Annotated in this window: 17 protein-coding genes; 7 read left to right on the forward strand and 10 right to left on the reverse strand. The window is 69.7% G+C overall.

The window, feature by feature from the left end:
* Positions 1-9: 9 nt before the first annotated feature.
* From KIT89_RS07095 to KIT89_RS07105, 3 genes are read right to left on the reverse strand one after another with little or no spacing between them, the layout of a single operon-like run.
* Positions 10-1,515, reverse strand: coding sequence for a sensor histidine kinase (locus KIT89_RS07095; protein WP_297599652.1), 1,506 nt, complete (start codon positions 1,513-1,515; stop codon positions 10-12).
* A gap of 9 nt (positions 1,516-1,524) precedes the next feature.
* Positions 1,525-2,901: a regulator gene (locus KIT89_RS07100; RefSeq protein ID WP_297599653.1), complete on the reverse strand. Its 1,377-nt coding sequence runs from the start codon at positions 2,899-2,901 to the stop codon at positions 1,525-1,527.
* A gap of 1 nt (position 2,902) precedes the next feature.
* Positions 2,903-3,568, reverse strand: coding sequence for a hypothetical protein (locus KIT89_RS07105; protein WP_297599654.1), 666 nt, complete (start codon positions 3,566-3,568; stop codon positions 2,903-2,905).
* Positions 3,569-3,679: 111 nt separating this feature from the next.
* Between KIT89_RS07105 and KIT89_RS07110 the strand changes: the two genes are divergently transcribed.
* Entirely contained in the window at positions 3,680-3,973 is a 294-nt protein-coding gene (locus tag KIT89_RS07110) for a helix-turn-helix domain-containing protein (RefSeq protein ID WP_297599656.1), read from the forward strand.
* Here the strand turns inward: KIT89_RS07110 and KIT89_RS07115 are convergent.
* Positions 3,949-4,536 carry a hypothetical protein gene (locus tag KIT89_RS07115; protein ID WP_297599658.1) on the reverse strand — a complete coding sequence of 196 codons (588 nt, stop codon included), beginning with the start codon at positions 4,534-4,536 and terminating at the stop codon, positions 3,949-3,951. The two genes, KIT89_RS07110 and KIT89_RS07115, sit on opposite strands and share 25 nt — an antisense overlap.
* Positions 4,537-4,718: 182 nt before the next feature.
* Between KIT89_RS07115 and KIT89_RS07120 the strand changes: the two genes are divergently transcribed.
* Positions 4,719-5,198, forward strand: coding sequence for an Rv3235 family protein (locus KIT89_RS07120; RefSeq protein ID WP_297599660.1), 480 nt, complete (start codon positions 4,719-4,721; stop codon positions 5,196-5,198).
* A gap of 362 nt (positions 5,199-5,560) precedes the next feature.
* Here the strand turns inward: KIT89_RS07120 and secA are convergent, their stop codons facing one another.
* The 6 genes from secA to mtrA form a co-directional block, all read right to left on the reverse strand.
* Entirely contained in the window at positions 5,561-8,431 is a 2,871-nt protein-coding gene (gene secA / locus KIT89_RS07125; protein WP_297603931.1) for a preprotein translocase subunit SecA, read from the reverse strand.
* Positions 8,432-8,575: 144 nt separating this feature from the next.
* A complete protein-coding gene (gene raiA / locus KIT89_RS07130; RefSeq protein WP_297599661.1) occupies positions 8,576-9,256 on the reverse strand; it encodes a ribosome-associated translation inhibitor RaiA in 681 nt (226 codons plus the stop codon).
* Between the two features lie 48 nt (positions 9,257-9,304).
* Positions 9,305-10,153, reverse strand: a complete 849-nt coding sequence (locus KIT89_RS07135) for a ComF family protein (protein WP_297599663.1) — start codon at positions 10,151-10,153, stop codon at positions 9,305-9,307.
* Positions 10,154-10,216: 63 nt separating this feature from the next.
* Entirely contained in the window at positions 10,217-11,899 is a 1,683-nt protein-coding gene (locus KIT89_RS07140; RefSeq protein ID WP_297599665.1) for a GerMN domain-containing protein, read from the reverse strand.
* Complete coding sequence (mtrB, locus tag KIT89_RS07145; RefSeq protein ID WP_297599667.1) at positions 11,896-13,518, reverse strand: MtrAB system histidine kinase MtrB; 1,623 nt, start codon at positions 13,516-13,518, stop codon at positions 11,896-11,898. Before mtrB ends, KIT89_RS07140 begins: the two co-directional genes overlap by 4 nt.
* A gap of 18 nt (positions 13,519-13,536) precedes the next feature.
* A complete protein-coding gene (gene mtrA / locus KIT89_RS07150; RefSeq protein WP_297599669.1) occupies positions 13,537-14,217 on the reverse strand; it encodes an MtrAB system response regulator MtrA in 681 nt (226 codons plus the stop codon).
* 132 nt (positions 14,218-14,349) lie between these two features.
* Between mtrA and KIT89_RS07155 the strand changes: the two genes are divergently transcribed.
* From KIT89_RS07155 to KIT89_RS07175, 5 genes are read left to right on the forward strand one after another with little or no spacing between them, the layout of a single operon-like run.
* Positions 14,350-15,552, forward strand: coding sequence for a hypothetical protein (locus tag KIT89_RS07155; RefSeq protein ID WP_297599672.1), 1,203 nt, complete (start codon positions 14,350-14,352; stop codon positions 15,550-15,552).
* Complete coding sequence (locus tag KIT89_RS07160; RefSeq protein ID WP_297599673.1) at positions 15,552-16,211, forward strand: DUF4129 domain-containing protein; 660 nt, start codon at positions 15,552-15,554, stop codon at positions 16,209-16,211. The genes KIT89_RS07155 and KIT89_RS07160 overlap by 1 nt, the downstream gene beginning before the upstream one ends.
* The gene (locus KIT89_RS07165; protein WP_297599675.1) at positions 16,208-17,467 is read left to right on the forward strand and encodes a DUF4350 domain-containing protein; all 1,260 of its coding nucleotides are present in this window, start codon (positions 16,208-16,210) and stop codon (positions 17,465-17,467) included. Before KIT89_RS07160 ends, KIT89_RS07165 begins: the two co-directional genes overlap by 4 nt.
* Positions 17,464-18,420 (forward strand): MoxR family ATPase, encoded by a 957-nt coding sequence (locus tag KIT89_RS07170; protein ID WP_297599677.1) that lies wholly within the window; start codon positions 17,464-17,466, stop codon positions 18,418-18,420. Before KIT89_RS07165 ends, KIT89_RS07170 begins: the two co-directional genes overlap by 4 nt.
* Before the next feature lie 19 nt (positions 18,421-18,439).
* Positions 18,440-19,777 carry a DUF58 domain-containing protein gene (locus KIT89_RS07175; RefSeq protein ID WP_297599679.1) on the forward strand — a complete coding sequence of 446 codons (1,338 nt, stop codon included), beginning with the start codon at positions 18,440-18,442 and terminating at the stop codon, positions 19,775-19,777.
* Positions 19,778-19,844: the final 67 nt, after the last annotated feature.

Here is a 19,844-nt window from a genome sequence, read left to right on the forward strand (position 1 = left end):
GGGGCGTCGTCATGCCCGCTTCTTGCGCAAATACAGCAGCGGCACGTCGATGGTCACCTCGGTGCCTTCGCCTTCGAGCGTGTGCCAGTCGATGGTGCCGCCGAGCTCGCCCTGAATGAGCGTGCGCACGATCTGCGTGCCGAGCCCCGACCCGACCACCCCTTCGGGCATGCCGGCGCCGTTGTCGCGCACCTTCACCGACAGGGTGTCGTGCGTGCGCGTGGCGACGATCTCGACTTCGCCGTCTGGTCGACCCTCGAGACCGTGCTCGACGGCGTTGGTGACGAGTTCGGTGAGGGCGAGCGCGAGCGGCGTGGCGTATTCGCTGGGCAGCGTGCCGAAGCTTCCGGTCGACCGGGGGCGCACCACCGTGTTGTGGCTCGAGGCCACTTCGGCGATGAGCATGAGCACGCGCGAGAACACCACGTCGAAGTCGCCGTTCTGCGACAGCCCTTCGCTGAGGGTGTCGTGCACGACGGCGATCGCGGCCACGCGGCGCATGGCTTGCGTCAGGGCATCCTTCGTCGAATCAGAGTGGGCGCGTCGCGCCTGAATGCGCAGCAGCGAGGCGACCGTCTGCAGGTTGTTCTTCACCCGGTGGTGAATCTCGCGAATGGTGGCGTCTTTCGTGATGAGCTCGCGCTCTTGGTGCCGCACCTCGGTGACGTCGCGCACGAGAATGATCGCGCCGATGCGCTGGCCGTCGCGCACGAGCGGAATGGTGCGCAGCGTCACCGTCACCCCGCGCGACTCGATGTCGGTGCGCCACGGCGCGCGACCGGTGACGACGAGCGGCAGCGACTCGTCGACCTGCATGGTGCGCCCGGCGAGCAGCGAGGTGGTGACAGTGGCGAGCGATTCGCCTTCGAGCTCGCCGACGAAGCCCATGCGGTTGAACGCGCTCAGGCCGTTGGGGCTGGCGAAGGTGACGATGCCGTCGAGGTCGAGGCGCAGCAGGCCGTCTGAGGCTCGGGGTGCTCCGCGTCGGGGGCCGCTGGGTGCGCCCAGGTCAGGAAAGTCGCCGGCCGCGATCATCTGAAACAGGTCGTTGGCGCACTCGTTGAAGGTGAGCTCTTGCCTGCTGGGCATGCGCGCTTCGCTGAGGTTGGTGTGGCGGGTGATGATGGCGATGGGATGCTCGCTCACGCGCGCCCCGTCTCGCCCCGGGCGGCGCAGCACTGGCACCGCCCGCACTCGCGTCGGCGTCTCTTCATACCAATCGGGCGCCGAGGTGTCGACGATCGCCGCCGTCTCGAACGCTTGGGTGACCTGTTGGCGCCACTCGGGTTTGACCTCTCGGCCGACGAAGTCGCGGTAGAAGAGGGTGGCCGAGCTGCTGGGGCGCGCGTGCCCGACGGCGATGAAGCTGCCCGAGCGCGTCGGCACCCACAGCACGATGTCGGCGAAGGCGAGGTCGGCGATCAGCTGCCCGTCGGCGAGCAACAGGTGCAGCCACTCGATGTCGGTCTCGTCGGCATCGCAGTGCTCATGCACCAGGTCAGAGAGCGTCGACACGCACCCAGGCTAGCCCGTGCGCCGCCACCATCCGTTCGCGCGGGTCGACCTCGCGGCCGCAGCGGGGGCGACGAGGCGATCGGCGAGCTGGGCGATGCCGAGCGCGAGGGCGCTGCGCGGGGCGGCGTGCGTCACCGGCCGGGCGGTGAGCAGGGCGGCATCGGCGGCATCCGTGTCGTCATCGATCAGCACCGCGTCGCGAACGCGCACGAAGCGGTCGAGCGTCTGCCGCACCTGCCCGTGCGGGTCGATGCCGAGTACGGATGCCCGCACCCGGTTGATCACCACCTGCACCTCGCTGGTCTCGACCGTGTCGAGCAGATCGGCGTGCAGCCGCAAGAACCGTGCGAGCCCGAGCGGGTCGGCGGCGCCGACGGCGATGACCCGATCGGCCGCGCGCAGGGCGGCAATCGTGGCGGCATTGCGCCGAGGTGCGGCGATGTCGCTGCTGACCTCTTCGTCGGTCTCCAGGTTGAAGCCGGCGTCGACGACGACGATTGAGCGCCACTGCCGGCACATCGACAGCACCGCTTCGACGCGCGGCGTCGACAGCTCGGGCCAGCGGTGCGGCCGGCCGATGCCGGTGAGCACCGCGAACTCTCCGTGGCCGGGTCGACCGACCGACTGGCTCACGCGGTCGAGCTCGGTGAAGTCGAGCGAGTCTGCGCCCGCGAGGCGACACGCTGCCGCGAAGCCGGGGGCTTCGTCGAGCAGCCCCAGCGCCGGCGCCACCGTGCCGCCGTAGGTGTCAGCGTCGATGAGGCACACCGAGTGGCCCCGTGCCGAGAGCTCGGCCGCGATGCCGATGGCGATCGTGGTGCGCCCCGGTGCTCCGGTCGGCCCCCACACGGTGATGATCAGCGGGCGCGCTGCAGCCGGCGGGGCGAACCTCTGGTGGCGTTCGTCGTGCGCGGCACCTGCGCGGGTGCTGGTGTCGAGGGCGTGCGGTTGATTCGCGGGCCGAATGTCGGCGACCACCGGCGCGCTGTCAGTCGAGGGTGCGTCTGCCGGCGGGGCCGGGTGCGCACCTGGCGAGCTGTCGGCCGGAGGCGCGGGGGGAGCGTCGAGCGCCCCCAGGTCGAGTGAGCCGTCAGCGCCCAGCCGCATCACGTCAGAGAGCTCGAGTCGTGCCGCGCCGACCGAGAGGGGCCGATCGTCGACCACGAGGCAGCTGCGCACGCCGAGCAGGTCGCAGGCTCCGACGACGGTCGGGGTCGCAACCGCCGGGTGATCTGACAGCAGCAGCGCCTGCGGAGCGACGTGAGCCATCTGGGTGAGCACTTCGTCGTGGTCGGAGGCGCGCCACGCGACCTGGTGCCCCGCTCGCAGCACCGCGAGCTCGACGACGTCGGAATCGAGACCGGGAACAGCCAGTGCGACGAGCACGTCACCCTCCGATCGCGAGCGAGGCGGGAATCGCCGACAAGGCGTCACCGTTCGCCAGAGCATGAAGGATGCGCGCGACATCTCGGCGTGGAATGAGCAGCTCGACCCGGCCCGCTTCGCTCGCCGAGACGATGCCCTCTGCAGCGATCGTGCGCACGAGCTGCGTGCCTGACGCGATCACCACGGGTGCCCCGAACCTGCCGGCGTCGAGCGCGGGCGCCGCCCACAGATCGAGCCGGTCACCAGGCCGCACCGTCGCGCCGAGAGCCGTAGAGAGCCTGACGACCACGGTCGTGGAGCGCGGGCCACGCTCGTCGCCGACTGCCGACAGCGGAACCAGCTCTCCCTGACCGACGGTGCGAGTGACCACCAGACCGGCGTCGGGCACATCTGCCGCGGTGAGGTAGCCGTGCCCTTCGACGCCGAGCACGACGCGTCGCGGCTCGAGCTCGGCAAGCTGCACTCGTTCGCCTTCGACGAGCAGACGCGGGGCAGCGAGCACTTCGTGCCCTTCGTCGGCAAACGACACGATGCCCACCACGGCCGCCACTGAGACGGTGACGAGGGCGAGCCCGATGACGAGCCTCGGGTCGCGATACCGACGAGCGCGATCGGCGGGCGTCGACGACGCGTGCTGAGCGGCTGTCGCGGCTGGTGTCTGTGTCATGGGGGCTCCTCGCATGGTGACGCGCACGATACTGACGAAGGGGCAGCAATCTCGCCGCCAGTTATCCACACGAGCAGTGCGGTCGAGCCTCGCTCGCGCGATAATTGCCGCATGACCAGCGATCGACGTGCCACGTTCGGGCGATTCTTGTCGCTCACTGATGTCGCCGACGTGCTCAGCCTCACGGCAAGCGAAGTGCTCGCTCTCGTGAGCTCGGGCGAGCTGCCCGCGATTCGCCTCGGGTCGATCGGGCAATGGCGCGTCGACCAAGAGGTTCTCGAGTCGTTCATCGCTGACAAGTACGACGAGAGCCGGCGTCTCGCGCTGTGGCACGAGGCGCAGTACGCCGATGTCGCCGAACTGTTCGACGAGCGACGCACTCAGAGGCGCACGAGCAACAACTGATCGAAGGGCACCACCTGCACGTGCTGCACTTCGCTCGCTCGTCGAGGGCGATCGGGTTCGTGCACCGCGAGATCGAGGTAGTCGCGGCCCACTCGATCGATCGTGCCGGTGGTCGACGCGGTCGCCGTGACGAGCGTGACCGTCGAGCGACGGCGGCACAGGTCTCGCAAGAGGAATGCGATGCCGAGGCGCTCGGCGAGCTCTGAACGCGGGCCTCGTGCCTCGAGCGACTCAGTCGCCTGCGACGGCGTGAGCACCACCCCCTCGATGGCCGAGAACGGGATGATCGCCTGCTGGTTGCTCGGCGGGCCCTGCAGGTCTCCGGCAACCCAGTCGCGGCCGACGGTCACCACCCGCACCCCGTGAGTCTCACCTGAGCGCACGCGCAGGCGCACGTGCGCCAGAGACGGGTCAGGCGCAGACTTCAGGGCGGTGAGCCGGTCGCGCAGCGCAAGCCGGCCGAGCCTGAGACGCTCTTCTTCGAACTGCAGGTCAGACTCCTCTGACTGCAGCTCGTGCTCGAGCTGGCCAGCGAGGTCGTCGAAGAGGTGATCCCAGCGCATGGCCACGACCGTAGCGACGGGCACCGACGCTCTCGACCGAGTTCTCCACAGTTCGAGGATTCCTCTTTACGCGTGAGGAAAAATTTGGTTAAGTGAGTCTGCCCCGGTGGGGCATGAGAAAAGGTCTGCTGTCGGGGGTGCGACGAGGCCACACGACTGCCCTTGGGGAAGAGGAGCCGACCGTGCCCAGTGCCGCACAGCGCATCATCGAGACCGAATCGCCGACTGAACCGCGGCCCCCTGTGGCCCCGCGAGGGCGTACGACGCAAGCGCGCATCGCCTACGAAGAGTACTTCGACTACCAGCCGACCTCGACCGCCGAGCTTCCTGACCCGCGCCCGCTCATCGAGAATCTGGCACGCTGCGTCATCGAGATTCTCGCGGGTGCGCGTGACCTCGAGCAGGTCGCACGCTGGGTCACAGACGACGTCTACCGCACGCTACTCGCCAGAGCGAGCATCAGCGCTCGCGCCCGAGCCGCGCGCGGCGCGCCCGTCGTGCGCCCCACCTTCCGGGTGGGCGAGCCGCGCATCTCAGAGCCGCGCGACGGCGCCATCGAGGCGGTCGTGGTCATCACGAGTCGTGCGCGCGCTCGCGCGGTCGCGATTCGGCTCGAGGGGCTCGACCGCCGTTGGCGCGCGAGCGCGATCAGCGTTCTCTGAGCACACCTCGCACGACCCGCTGCCCCTGGCGATTCCCTCGCCACACTTGTGGCCGGCCCTGGCGACTCCCTCGAAACATTTGTGGCCGTTTGTGGCATGAGTGCCCGAAAGTTCGGGCCCTTGTGCCACAAACGTCCCCAATCGCGGGGCGAGGCTGCAGCGGCGCGCGGCCGAGCGGGGCGCGGCCCTGCGGCGCGCGGCCCTGCGGCCCGTGGCAGTCGCCGTTTGTGGCATGAGTGCCGCAAAGTTCGGCAACTCATGCCACAGAGCGCGACTCTCAGCGAACAGCGGTCGAGCAGCGGTGCTCAACACATGCCGGTGCCCGGCGCCATGCGGTGTGGGGCGCGCGAGCGCAGCGCGGCCTAGCGGCCTTTATTGCGCTTCTCTTGCGCGCGACGCTGGGCTCGGTTGACGGGCGCGGCGCCGGAAGGCGCCGCGGGGGTCTTTTGGCCGAAAGCACCCGTCGCCTGCGCACCACCCTGGCCCTGCCCGCTTTGGGGCTGGCCTGCGGGGGCTCGACGTGTTGGTGCGGCTCCCGGGGCGGCGGCAGGGCCACCGAACGCGGCGGAGACCTGGGGGGCGGCCTGGCGGGCCGCATCCGTCGGCGCCTGCAGCACCTGGCCACGCTGGTTGCGCACCTCGACGTCGCCGTCTGCCGACGGAGCCGTGTAGCTGAGGTTCTGCGGAGTCTGCGGCTGGTTGAGGCCCTTGGCCGTCACCTGCGCGGTGCCCTGGCTGCCCGTCACCTCGACCTCGAGGTTGAAGAGGAAGCCGACGGCGTCTTCACGGATAGCGCTCATCATCGACTGGAAGAGCGCGAAGCCCTCACGCTGATACTCGACGAGGGGGTCGCGCTGCGCCATCGCGCGCAGGCCGATGCCGTCTTTCAAGTAGTCCATCTCGTAGAGGTGGTCGCGCCAGCGGCGGTCGACCACGCTCAGCACAACGCGGCGCTCGAGCTCGCGCATGGCCGTGTGGCCCAGGCTCTCTTCGCGACGCTCGTAGGCGAGCTTGGCGTCGCTGAGAATCTCGCGCACCAAGAAGGCGGGCGTCAGCTTGGTGCCGCCCTCGCTGATGACCTCGTCGATCGTGAGGCTGATCGGGTAGAGGGTCTTCAGATCTGTCCACAGCTGGTCGAAATCCCAGTCGTCGCTGTGACCGACCGAGGTGTGGGTGTCGACGATCTCGGTGATGACCTTCTCCAAGAAGGTCTGCACGCGGTCGTTGAGGTCGTCGCCCTCGAGAATGTGGCGGCGGTCGGTGTAGATCGCCTCGCGCTGACGGTTCAAGACGTCGTCGTACTTCAGCACGTTCTTGCGAATCTCGGCGTTGCGGGCCTCGACCTGCGACTGCGCCGAGCGAATGGCGCGGCTGACGACCTTCGACTCGATCGCGAGATCGTCTGGCACGTTCGAGCGGCCCATGAGAGCTTCGGCGGCGCCAGCGTTGAACAAGCGCATGAGGTCGTCTTGCAGCGAGAGGTAGAAGCGGCTCTCGCCCGGGTCGCCCTGACGGCCAGAACGACCGCGCAGCTGGTTGTCGATGCGGCGCGACTCGTGGCGCTCAGTGCCGAGCACATAGAGCCCGCCCACCTCGATCACCTTGGCTGCCTCTTCGGCCACTTGCGCCTTGACGCGGTCGAACACGGCATCCCACGCGGCCTCGTACTCTTCGGGAGTGTCAATCGGCGAGAGGCCCTTGCTGTTCATCTCAGACACGGCCAAGAACTCGGCGTTGCCGCCGAGCATGATGTCGGTGCCGCGGCCCGCCATGTTGGTGGCCACCGTGACGGCGCCGAGACGGCCGGCCTGCGCGATGATCGACGCCTCGCGGGCGTGGTTCTTGGCGTTGAGTACTTCGTGCTTGACGCCGCGCTTCGCGAGCAGTCGCGACAGCAGCTCGCTCTTCTCGACGCTCGTGGTGCCGACGAGCACCGGCTGGCCGGTGGCGTGGCGCTGCACGATGTCTTCGGCGGCCTGCTCGAACTTGGCCTGCTCGTTCTTGTAGACGAGGTCTGGCTGGTCGATGCGCTTCATGGGCAGGTTGGTCGGAATCGCGACGACACCCAGCTTGTAGGTGCCCATGAACTCGGCCGCTTCGGTCTCGGCCGTACCCGTCATGCCCGAGAGCTTCGTGTAGAGCCTGAAGTAGTTCTGCAGCGTGACGGTGGCGAGCGTCTGGTTCTCGGCCTTGATGGTGACGCCCTCTTTGGCCTCGATGGCCTGGTGGATGCCCTCGTTGTAGCGCCGCCCGGCGAGGATGCGGCCGGTGTGCTCGTCGACGATGAGCACCTCGCCGTTCATCACCACATAATCTTTGTCGCGCTTGAACAGCGCCGACGCCTTGATCGAGTTGTTCAAGAACGAGATGAGGGGCGTGTTGGCCGACTCGTAGAGGTTGTCGATGCCGAGGTGGTCTTCGACCTTCTCGATGCCGGGCTCGAGCACGCCGACGGTGCGCTTCTTCTCGTCGACCTCGTAGTCGACGCCGGGAATGAGCCGCTGCGCGATGCGCGCGAACTCGCCGAACCACCGGTTCGCCTCGCCCGACGAGGGGCCCGAGATGATGAGCGGGGTGCGGGCCTCGTCGATGAGAATCGAGTCGACCTCGTCGACGATGGCGAAGAAGTGGCCGCGCTGCACCATGTCGGCCGACTGCCACGCCATGTTGTCGCGCAAGTAGTCGAAGCCGAACTCGTTGTTGGTGCCGTAGGTGATGTCGGCGGCGTACTGCTCGCGGCGCACCTCGGGGGTCTGGCCCGAGAGGATGCAGCCGGTGGTCATGCCGAGGGCGCGGAAGATGCGCCCCATGAGCTCGCTCTGGTAGCTGGCGAGGTAGTCGTTGACGGTGACGATGTGCACTCCGCGCGACGGGATCGCGTTGAGGTAGGCGGCCAGGGTGGCCACGAGGGTCTTGCCTTCACCGGTCTTCATCTCGGCGATGTTGCCGAGGTGCAGCGCCGCACCACCCATGAGCTGCACGTCGAAGTGCCGCATGCCGAGGGTGCGCTTCGAGGCCTCGCGCACGGCGGCGAACGCCTCGGGCAGCAGGTCGTCGAGCGATTCGCCGTTGACGTAGCGCTCGCGCAGCTCGACGGTCTCGTTCTTGAGCTCGTCGTCGGTGAGGTCGCTGAAGTCGTCTTCCAACTGGTTGATCGCTGAGGCGTAGGCCTTCAACCGCCGCAGGGTGCGGCCTTCGCCGACTCGCAGTACTCGCTCGAGAACATTCGCCACTGGGGTCACTCCACTCGTCAGGCCACCGCTCGCTGCGGGTCAGCCGGGTCGCGGCACGCCGCAGACCACCGCGAAACACGGCGCGCCCATGCTAGCAACTGCAGCATGGGCGAGAGGCGTGTGTGCGCCTCCCGCCCACTGCTGTCAGCCCCTGCGACGCAGCTTCGCGGGCGCTTCTGCCTCGCTCTCGAGGCTGATGACGCCGTAGTTCCATCCGGTGCGCCGGTAGACGACGCTCGGTCGGTCGGTGGCGGCATCGATGAAGAGGAAGAAGTCGTGCCCGACGAGTTCCATGTGATCGACCGCCTCGTCGACGGTCATGAGCGACGACGGAAACACCTTCTGCCGGATGACGACGGGGCTGTACTCGTCGTCGTCACCCGCGGCGCCCTCACTGTCGGGCAGCGGAATCGAGCCCGTCGCCACCTTCTCGAGCACCTCGGGGCTCGCGGGCGTGATGTCGACCACGCTGAAGCCATCTGCCGAGGCCTCGTGCAGCGACACCGGCCGGTGCTTGCCCCGATGCACCTTCTTGCGGTCTTTGGCGCGACGCAATCGCTCCATGAGCTTGTCGATGGCGAGATCGAAGGCCACGTATTTGTCGCTGCCTGACGATTCGGCGCGAATCACCGGACCCGGCCCGACGAGGGTCATCTCTACTCGATCGTCACCGGGGCGGCCGTTCTTCTCGTGGTGCCTCGAGACCTTGATCTCGAGCACGAGGGCTCGGTCGGCGAGATGCTCGACCTTCTCCGCTTTTTCGGTGGCGTAGTCGCGAAACCGGTCGGTGATTCCGATGTTGCGACCGGTGAGAGTGATGTCCACGTCGACCTCCTGAGCCGTCAGCGTGTCGCCCGTCGGTCAGGCGATTGGTCACGCCTCCTTTCCCTCACGGTAGTCCTCTCGGGGGTGCTTGTCACCGTGACTTTCGTCCTTGTCGCCCAAGAATCTCCAGGGGATGCTCGACTCACCCACCCGACGCGGCGTCGCGGCGATGACGGCACACCCTGCAACCTCGGCTCCGGCTGCGCGCAGGGCCAGTGCGGCGGCTCGCAACGTGGCACCGCTCGTGGCGACGTCGTCGACGAGCACGACGCGTCGCCCCCGCACGCGAGGGCTCACGTGCCAGCGCGGGGCGGCCTGACGCGCGTCGGTCGCAAGGCGTTCGGCGAGGGTCAGCGTCTTCTGGGCGGCGGTCGTGACGAGCCCGGGGGTGGGGCGGCGCGTGCGCAGCGCCGCGGTCGTGACGAGCCCGGCGCGTCGGGCGATGAGCCCGACGGGCTGGTAGCCGCGCCGGGCAGTGGCCGCCCACGAACCCGGCACGGGCACGAGCGCGTCGGCGCCCGAGAAGCGCCACGCCTCGTCGACGGCGACGGCGAGCGGTGCGGCGAGGTGCCGCGCGAGTTCGGTGCGGCCGTCTTCTTTGAGTGCGAGCAGCACCTGCCGCGCGACGCCCTCGTAGGTCAGCCCGGCGACGATCGGCAGCGGGTGACCCGGCACGCCGAGGTCGAGCTCGCCGCGCAGTGGCCGCGATCGCAGCTGCGAGGCGCACGTCGGGCAGAGCGCGCGGTCGTGAGCACCGCATCCGGCGCAGTCGACCGGTGCGATGAGTGCCCACGCGTCGGCGAGCGCGCCGCGCACGACACCGTCGCGCGCCAGCAGAGCGGTCGGGTCGAGAGCGGTCGAGAGCAGTGCGGCAGAGCGCCGGGCGGGGGCGGGCATCGCGGCAGTCTGCCGCGCTGCTGCCCTCGGCACGCACGCGAGCCCGAACCGGTGGAGCGCCGCCTACTGCTGCGTGGCCAGGAAGGAGGCGCGAAGGCCGGTGTTCTGCCACCCAGACCCGCGCGGCTCGAAGACCACGCCGTTCTGCCCGAGCACGCGAATGCCGTCGGTGCCACCGTTGCCTCCGACGATCTGCGTCGCCTCGGGGGGCAGGCCGAGCGGGCGGCTGCGGCCCCCGATCTCGTGCAGTTCGACGAGGGTCTGGTCGTCGGTGCGCGTGATCGAGGCGACGCGCACTTCGTCGACCCAGGCCGCGTCGACGGCGACATCGCCGTTGAGGGGCAGGTCGCGAAACTCTCCGAGGCGAATCGGCACACCCGAACCGGCGTCGCGGATGACGGCCGTGTAGACCAAGCGCGGGCCGCCCGCGCCGTCGAGCATGATGAGCGCCCGTGCGTCGTCGCGCGAGAGGTCGAACGACACAATGCGCACGTCGTCGGGCAGCGAGGCTTCGACCAGGTGCACGGTGCCCCCCAGCTCGGTGGCGTGAATGGCGCCGCCTTGCGCTGGCACGCTCCACACGAACTGGTACGCGTCGATGCTCGGGGCGATGAGGCCGGGCCGAGTGTCGAGCAGCACCGAGGGGGCATCGCCCGTGCGCACCGCCCACACGCCGTCGGCGTTGAGCACGGTCGCGAGCGTCAGGGTCGGTGCGAGTGCCGCGGCGGTCGCCTCGAGGGCGATCACTTTGGCGCTCAGCGTGCCGAGCGGCGCGATCTCGTCGCCGCGCGCGAAGCCGAACGCCCCCTCGCTCTGCACGAGCACTCGAGGGTCGACCTGCGGCACGATGTCGGGCGACCCCGATGTCCAGTCAGGAATCGTCACGACGTTCTGCTCGACCGTGACCTGCACGCCGATGACGCCGCTCACCGAGCGCAGGCTCGCGGCGAGCTGCAGCCGCAGTCGCTGCCGTTCGCGGTCGTTGAGCGCGAGCACTTCGCTCGTGAGGTCGACCTGCGCCTGCCCGCCGATGACGCTCACCGGGGCGAGCGCCAACTGGGTTCCTTCAGGAATCGCCGACACCGTCGCCCCTTGCCCGAGCCAGCTCGAGGGCGCGTCGAGCAGCGCGCGCACGATGCGGGTCGCCACCTCTGAGCGGCTCGGAAACCACCGCAGGTCGGGCACGAGGTTTCTGAACCCGGCATCCCAGAAATAGATGGTGTGCTGGCTGAAGACGCTGGGAAAGGCCTGTTGCGAGATCAGGATGCCGTCGCCGAGCTCGGCGATGCGCCACTCGCCCTCTTCTTGCACGAAGCCGAACGTGGGCAGGGTCTGCGCTGTGGTGCTGTCTGACACGGCATAGCGCCCGACCGCGTCGACCGAGGCCGTGATGGGCACGGTGTAGCTGAGGGTGTTGTCATCGAGCCGCTCGACGATGCCTTCGCGACTGCGCACGAGCGTGATGGCGTAGGGGTTCCAGGTGTCGGCGACATCTGCGGCGAGGTATGACCGTGCGATGCGGTAGTTGTTCTGCGACGCCGTCGCAGCGGCGAAGAAGCCCGCGAGCAATTCTTCTTGGCTGGCTCCTTCGCTCGGCCCCGAGGGCAAGAAGTCGAAGGCGACGTCGACCTCGGTGTCGACCGGGCCGCCTGCTTCGATGCCGCCCGAGAACGGCACCGAGACGCAGGCGCTCAGCAGCAGGGCGGGCAGGGCCACAAGGCCGGCCAGCAGGCGCAGGCGGCTCATCGCTCGTCCTCCCCCGCCGTGGCGTCGTCGAGCACCGTGTCGATGGCCTCGACGGGCGGCAGGTCGAGCGGCGAGTGGTCGACGACGGTGCCGCGCGTGCGCGGCAGCGTGATTCTGAAGCACGTGCCTTCGTCGCGCACCGACCAGACGTCGATGTGGCCGCCGTGCACTTGCGCGTCTTCGCTCGCGATCGCGAGGCCCAGCCCGGTGCCGCCCGTGGTGCGCTGGCGGCTCGGGTCGGCCCGCCAAAAACGATCGAACACCCGCTCGAGCTGCCCGGCATCCATGCCGACGCCGTAGTCGCGCACGGCGATCGCGATCGCGGTCGCGTCGCTGTCGACATAGACCACGATGGGGCGGCCTTCGCCATGATCGACGGCGTTGCCGAGCAGGTTCTGCAGAATGCGACGGATGCGGCGCGCATCGACTTCTGCCTCGAAGTAGCCCCCGGGGGCGACGAGGCGCAGCTCGCTGCCCTTGTCGTCGGCGAGCGGCCTGATCGCCTCGATCGACTCTTCGACGAGGCGCACGAGGTTGGTGGGCTCGGTGTCGAGCTCGACGGCTCCGGCGTCGTAGCGGCTCATCTCGAGCAGGTCGGCGAGCATCGACTCGAACCGGGCTACCTGGTCGTGCAGCAGCTCGGCGGTGCGCGCCGTCGTGGGGGTGAACTGATCGCGCTGCTCGTAGAGCACGTCGCCGGCGAGTCTGATGGTGGTGAGGGGCGTGCGCAGCTCGTGGCTGACGTCGCTCACGAACCGCTGCTGCACGCGCGACAGCGTGGCGAGCTGCGTGATCTGCCGCTGCAGGCTGTCTGCCATGCGGTTGAACGATCGGGCGAGCGTGGCGATGACGTCTTCGCCCCGCTCGGGAATCCGTCGGTCGAGCTCGCCGTCGGCGAGCTTCTCGGCCGTCTCGGCTGCGATGCGCACGGGGTTGATGGCGAGTCTCGTGACGAGGAAGGTGACGAGGCCGATCGTGGCGATGAGCAACAGCGAGCCGATGACGAGCGTCTGCTGCACGAAGTCGAGGGTTTGCTGCACATCTCGCACGTTGTAGACCAGATAGAGCTCGTACTGCCCGGCGGTGGGCACTTCGACGGCACCGCCGACGACGATGCCGGGGTCGATGCGGTCGAGGCTCTCGAGGGTCACCGCCTGCGAATACAGCTGACCGTCGTCGCGGGCGACGGCCTCACGCAGTTCGGCAGAGATCACGCTGATGTCGAGTTCGCGCGTCGAGAACGGCGTCATGACCTGCTGCGTCGACTGGCCGGGGGTGCGCTGCAGTGCGATCTGCGTGCCGCCGGGGTTCGAGATGGCGTTGCGCACGGTGGTCTGCGCCGTGAAGCTCGCCGTGTTGACGTCGATCGTGCCGTCTGACGACACCGAGGTGTCGAAGAGCAGCTGCGTGCTGGCGGTGGCCTGCCGGGCTTCGGCCAGCACCTGGTTCTTGCGCGCCTCGTAGAGGTTGGTGGCGATGCTGATCGACATGTAGCCGCTGATGATGGTGACGGCGATGGTCGAGAAGAACACGGTGATGGCGACCGTGCGCAGCTGCAGCGAGGTGCGCCACAGCTGCCGCGCACGCTCGACGAGGCTGCGCCAGGTGACCCTCAGCATGAGCGGTTGCGCACTCGCTCAGCGAGCCGCGCCGGCCCGATAGCCCACACCGCGCACGGTCATGACAATGCTGGGGTTGTCGGGGTCGAGTTCGACCTTGGCGCGCAGCCGCTGCACGTGCACGTTCACGAGCCGGGTGTCTGCCTTGTACTGGTAGCCCCACACCTGCTCGAGCAGCATCTCGCGCGTGAACACCTGGTTGGGCTTCATGGCGAGGGCGAGCAGCAGGTCGAATTCGAGCGGAGTGAGCGAGATGGGCGTGCCGTCGCGCGTCACCTCGTGGCCGGTGACGTCGATGATGAGGTCACCGATGGGCAGCGTCTCGACCGACGACTGCGGCGTCGGCCGCAATCGGGTGCGGATGCGCGCGACGAGCTCTTTCGGATTGAACGGCTTCACGACGTAGTCGTCTGCACCGCTCTCGAGCCCGCGCACGACGTCGGTCGAGTCGCTGCGGGCGGTGAGCATGATGATGGGGGTTCCGCTGGTCTCGCGAATGCGCGTGCAGACCTGAATGCCGTCGATGCCGGGCAGCATGACGTCGAGCAGCACGAGGTCGGGCTTGACGCTCGCGAACATCTCGATCGCCGAGGCACCGTCATACGAGAAGTGCGGGTCGAAGCCTTCGCCCCGCAGCACGATGCCGATCATCTCGGCGATCGCGGTGTCGTCGTCGACGACGAGGATTCGCGCGGTCATCTGCAGCCTCCTCTTGCACTGGTCGCACAGCCCGGCGCCTTTGCCGCGAACTCGACCATTGTTCGCACCAGCCTAGACGAGTGTGACACCATACGTTTCGAGCAGACCGTGAGTGATGTGAAGGGCGAGACCGTGAGCGATTCAACCTCTTGGGCGTCGCCCGGATGGCGACCTGACGACCAGGAGGGCACGCGACCCGCTGGCGACACCGGCACCGCCGCGAGCCAGGGCGCATCCGGCACCACCGCCTCACCGGGCGGCTATGCGCCCGCTGGCGGCCCGCCCCCTCCTCAGCCGGCAGCCGGCTGGACTCCCCCGCCCAAGCCAGGGCTCATTCCGCTGCGGCCGCTCGACTTCGGCGCGCTGCTGGGGGCCACCTTTCAGGTGCTGCGGCGCAACCCGCGGCCCACGTTCGGTGCGGCCCTGCTGCTGAATGCGCTCGTCGTGATCGTGGCCTTCGGCCTCACCTTCGGGGTGACGTTCTGGGCCCTCGACCGCGCGGAGCGCGCGTCGAGTGCTGACGCCGCCGCCATCGAGGCGGGAGCCGTAGGGCTCGTCATCGTCATGGCCATTCTCGCCATCGCGATCTCGCTCGTGGCGCAAGCCCTGCTGCAGGGGGTCATCGTGCTCGAGGTGTCGCGGGCGACCGTGGGCGAGAAGCTCACCCTGCGCCAGCTGCTCGACCTCGGCCGCGGCCGCTGGTGGGCCCTCATCGGCTGGACGGTGTTGCTCTCGGGCGCCCTCATCGTCGGCATGACCCTGTTCTTCATCGTCATCGTCTTGATGGTGGCGATCGGAAGCGTGGCCGGTGAGGTGGCGGGAACGATTGTCGCCATTCTGTTTGCTATCTTCGGCGGGCTCGCCTTCGCGGCATTCGCCTGCTGGTTGTGGATCAAGCTCGCCCTCGTGCCCGCCGCCATCATGCTTGAGCGCCTGACACTCGGAGCGGCGGTCAGGAGGGCATGGACTCTCGTCATCGGCCACTTCTGGCGCACCTTCGGCATCTTGCTGCTCATCACCGTCATGGTGCAGGTGGCCTCGAGCGTCGTCTCGACCCCTTTCAGCATCGCCGCGAGCTTCGGCGGCGTGCTCGCGAACCCCGCCGGCGACGACCTCACCTCGCTCTCGGTGCTGCTCGGGGCGAACGTGCTGACGATCGCGATCACCGTGGTGGTCGGCGCCATCGGGGCCGTGCTGCTCTCGGCTGCGACGGCGCTCATCTACCTCGACCTGCGCATGCGCAAAGAGGGGCTCGACCTCGAACTGCAGCGGTTCGTCGAGCTGCGCGCGAGCGGCGCGACCGCACCCGACCCGTACCAGCCCGCGGCGCGGTGATGGTGGGGGTTCCGGTCGAGCCCGATGCTGAGGATGCCCGCGAGCTGCTGCTCGACGAACTCAGCGACCCGGCCTATGCCGAGAGCCAGCCGACCTGGTTCGACCTGCTCTCGCAAGCGGTGCTCGACTGGCTCGGCAGCCTTCGCTTCGGCGAGGGTGGAGCCCCGTCGCCGGTGATTCTCGTCGTGCTCGGTGTGCTGCTCGCGGCAGCCGTGCTCGCCGCCCTGCTGATCTATGGGCTGCCGCGCTGGGGCCGTCGCAGTCGGCGCGACGCCGAGCTGTTCGGCGAGCGCGACCGCCGCACGGCGCGCGAACTGCGCCGCGATGCCGAGAAGGCCGCGAGTGCGGGCGACTGGGCCACGGCGATCGCCGAGCGCTTTCGCGCCATCGCGCGGGGCCTCGACGAGCGCACGATCGTCACGGTGCTGCCCGGCACCACCGGGCACGGCTTCGCCCGCGCTGCCGGCCGCCACTTCGCCGAGCACGCGGCGCAGCTGCAGCTCGCCGCCGACCGCTTCGACGACGTGCGATACCTCGGCCGAGATGGCACCGCCGAAGGGTATGCCCTCGTGCGCGAGCTCGACGAGGCCATCGACCGCGCGCCGTCGCCGCTGCCGCCGGTGGCACACTTCGCGGGTGCGGGGGTCGCGCCGCGATGACCACGACCGAAGCCACGATCGTCACCCCGACCGTGCGGCGCGCCGTGCGTCGCAGCCTCTACTGGGGCGTGGCCGTCGTGGCCCTGCTGGTCTTCGCCGTGATCATGGTCGTGCTCAACGGCGCGGGGCGCATCGCCGAGCGGTGGGGGGCAGACGAGACGGCACCGCTCGGGTCGCGCGCGGTCGTGAACGTGCTCAAGGATCAGGGCGTCGAGGTGATCGTCACGAACAGCCTCGACCGCACGCTCGCCGAGCTCGAGGGTCGCAGTCTTGCCGACGGCGGCGCAGGTGCGACGCTGTTCGTCGGCGACACCCGGCGCATTCTGACCGACGAGCAGTGGCCCGAGCTGCTCGGCATCGCCGACCACCTCGTCATCGCCGAGCCTCCGCCCGTGGCGCTCGACGGCATGCGCATCGACGCGCTCGGGGCGGGCCCGCTCGACGGCGGCGACCCCGGTGCGGGCAGCCCCCAGGGTGACGGCCAGGGGCGCGTCACGCTCGAGGCTGGGTGCCGGGTGCCCGCCGCGCTGCGGGCCGAGAGCATCAGCGCCGCCGGGCAGGGCTACAGCACGCTCAGCGGCACAACGTGCTTCGACGCCGGTCAGGCGGGCGCCGCGCTCGTGCAGCTCGACGTCGACGGTCGGCTCGTGACCGTGCTCGGCGCCGGCACCGCGCTGCAGAACAACGACATCACGCGCGCCGGCAACGCTGCGCTCGTGCTCGGGCTGCTCGGAGAGCATCCTGACCTCGTCTGGTACCAGCCCTCCCCCGCCGATTTCGGCTCGCCCACCCTGCCCGAGCTGACGCCCGGCTGGGTGAACCCGGTGGCGTGGCTCGCCCTGCTCGTCGGCCTCGCCGCCGCGTTCTGGCGCGGCCGGCGCCTCGGGCCGGTCGTCATCGAGAACCTGCCGGTGGTCGTGAAGACCACCGAGACGATGGAGGGCCGCGCGCGGCTGTATGCGCGCGAAGGCTCGCGGCTGCGCGCACTCGACGCCTTGCGCGTCGCCACCCTGCGGCGACTGTCAGAGGGCCTCGCCCTCGGGCGCGCGGCCGGCGTCGACGACATCATCGCCGCGGTCACCGGCATCACCGGCCGCGACCAGCGGGCACTGCGCGCCCTGCTCGTCGACATCGAACCGGCCGACGACCGCGCCCTCGTGCAGCTGAGCGACCGGCTGCTCGACCTCGAACGCGAGGTGGCCCGCCGGGTCGCCCTCGACGACCCCACGACAGCGACAGAGAGAATAGACGCATGAACGAGATGCAGTTGCGTGACGCCTTCGGGCAGGTTCGCACCGAAGTCGGCAAAGCCGTCGTCGGTCAAGACGGAGCCGTGAGCGGCCTCATCGTGGCCCTGCTCACCGGGGGGCACGTGCTGCTCGAAGGGGTTCCGGGTGTGGCGAAGACCCTGCTCGTGCGCTCGCTCAGCGCCGCCCTCGACCTGCGCACCACGCGCGTGCAGTTCACGCCAGACCTCATGCCGGGAGACGTCACCGGCTCAGTGGTCTACGACGCCAAGGCCGGCGACTTCGAGTTTCGGCGCGGGCCGGTGTTCACCAACATCTTGCTCGCCGACGAGATCAACCGCACTCCCCCCAAGACCCAGTCGGCGCTGCTCGAAGCGATGGAAGAACGGCAGGTCACCGTCGACGGCGAGACCCACGCGCTGCCCCACCCCTTCTTGGTGGCGGCCACCCAGAACCCCGTCGAATATGAGGGCACCTACACGCTGCCCGAAGCCCAACTCGACCGCTTTCTGCTCAAGCTCGTGCTCGACCTGCCCCCGCGCGAGGTCGAGCTCGAAGTGATGCAGCGTCACGCCGACGGCTTCAACCCGCGCGACCTCGGTGCGGCCGGCGTCACCGCGGTCGTCAGCGGCGACGACATCACGGCCGCCCGCGGGTATGTCGGCGACGTGCGAGCCTCGGCCGAACTGCTCGGCTACCTCGTCGACCTCGCGCGCGCCACCCGCCAGAGCCCCTCGGTGAAGCTCGGCGTGAGCCCGCGCGGCACGACCGCCCTGCTCGCAGCCGCCAAGGCCTGGGCCTGGCTGCAGGGCCAGAGCGCCATCACGCCAGATCACGTGCAGGCGATGCTGCTGCCCGTGTGGCGTCACCGCATCGGGCTGCGCCCCGAAGCCGAGCTCGAAGGCGTCTCGGCCGACACCATTCTGCGCTCGATCGTGCAGCAGGTGCAGGTGCCGCTGTGATCGTGACAGCGCCCTAGCGATGGCCGTCACCGGCTGGTTCGTGCTGCTCGTCGCCCTTGGCGTCGTGCCCGTCGTCGCGCTCTCGAGCGTGGTGCCCGCGGGCGAGGTGCTGCTCGGGTGGGTGGTGGTGTGCCTGCTGCTCGCGGCCGTCGATCTCGTGCTCGCCGCGTCGCCCCGCGCCATGCGACTCGAACGGCAGACGGATGCTCGCGTGCGCCTCACCGAGACCGCGAGCGCCACGCTCTACGTCACCAACCCCACTCGGCGCACGCTGCGCGGCATCATCAGAGACGCGTGGGAGCCGTCGGCCGGCGCCACGCCCACCCGCCAGCGCGTGCTCGTGCCCGCAGCCGAGCGGCGCGCCGTCACCACCGCGCTCACACCGTGGCGTCGCGGAGAGCGCCGAGCCGTCATGGTCACCATCAGGGCGATCGGGCCGCTGCGGCTCGCCGCGCGTCAGGCGAGCATCCGAGTGCCGGCAGAGATCACCGTGCTGCCCGAATTCGCCTCGCGAAAGCACCTGCCCTCGCGGCTGGCGCGGCTGCGCGAGCTCGACGGGCGCACGAGCGTCATGGTGCGCGGCCAAGGCACCGAGTTCGACAGCCTGCGCGAGTATGTGCGCGGCGACGACGTGCGCTCGATCGACTGGAGGGCCACCGCCCGGCGCTCGGGAGGGCCCGGGCCAGACGGCGCACCCGCCCAGACGCTCATGGTGCGCACGTGGCGGCCCGAGCGCGACCGGCACGTCGTCGTCATCATCGACTCGGGCCGCACCGCTGCCGCGCGCATCGCCGACGAGACCCGCATCGACACCGCATTCGAGTCGACGCTGCTCCTCTCGGCCCTCGCCGACCGCGCCGGAGACCGCGTCGACGTCGCCGTCTTCGACCGCCGCGTTCGCGGGCGCGTGCAGGGCTCGCGCGGCGCAGACCTGCTCACCAAGCTCGTCGAGATGATGGCGCCCGTCGACCCCGAACTGCTCGAGACCGACTGGACGGCCGTGCCGGCGCTCGTGCGCTCGATGACGGCGCAGCGGTCGCTCGTGGTGCTCGCGACTCCGCTCGAGTCGCCCGGCGCGACGCGCGGGCTGCTGACGATGCTGCCGCAGCTCACCACGAAGCACCTCGTGCTCGTCGCCGCCGTCACCGACCCGGCGCTCATCGAGGCCGGGAGTGCGCGCGACAACCGCGCCTCGGTGTATCGCGCTGCCGCCGCCGAGCGCGCCCTGCTCGACGCCGAGCGGGTCGCCGCCGCCGTGCGGCGCCTCGGTGGCGACGTGGTCAGTGCCGCGCCGCTCGACCTGCCGCCCGCCGTCGCCGACCGGTATCTCGCCTACAAGGCGGCCGGGCGCCTCTAGTCGGCCGGGCGCAGCGCGGGGTGGCCACGGCGACGCCGCGCTTCGCTAGGGTGCTCTCGACGCCTCG

This window comes from Microcella sp. (genome assembly GCF_025808395.1).
In the GTDB taxonomy this organism is placed as follows: Bacteria; Actinomycetota; Actinomycetes; order Actinomycetales; family Microbacteriaceae; genus Microcella.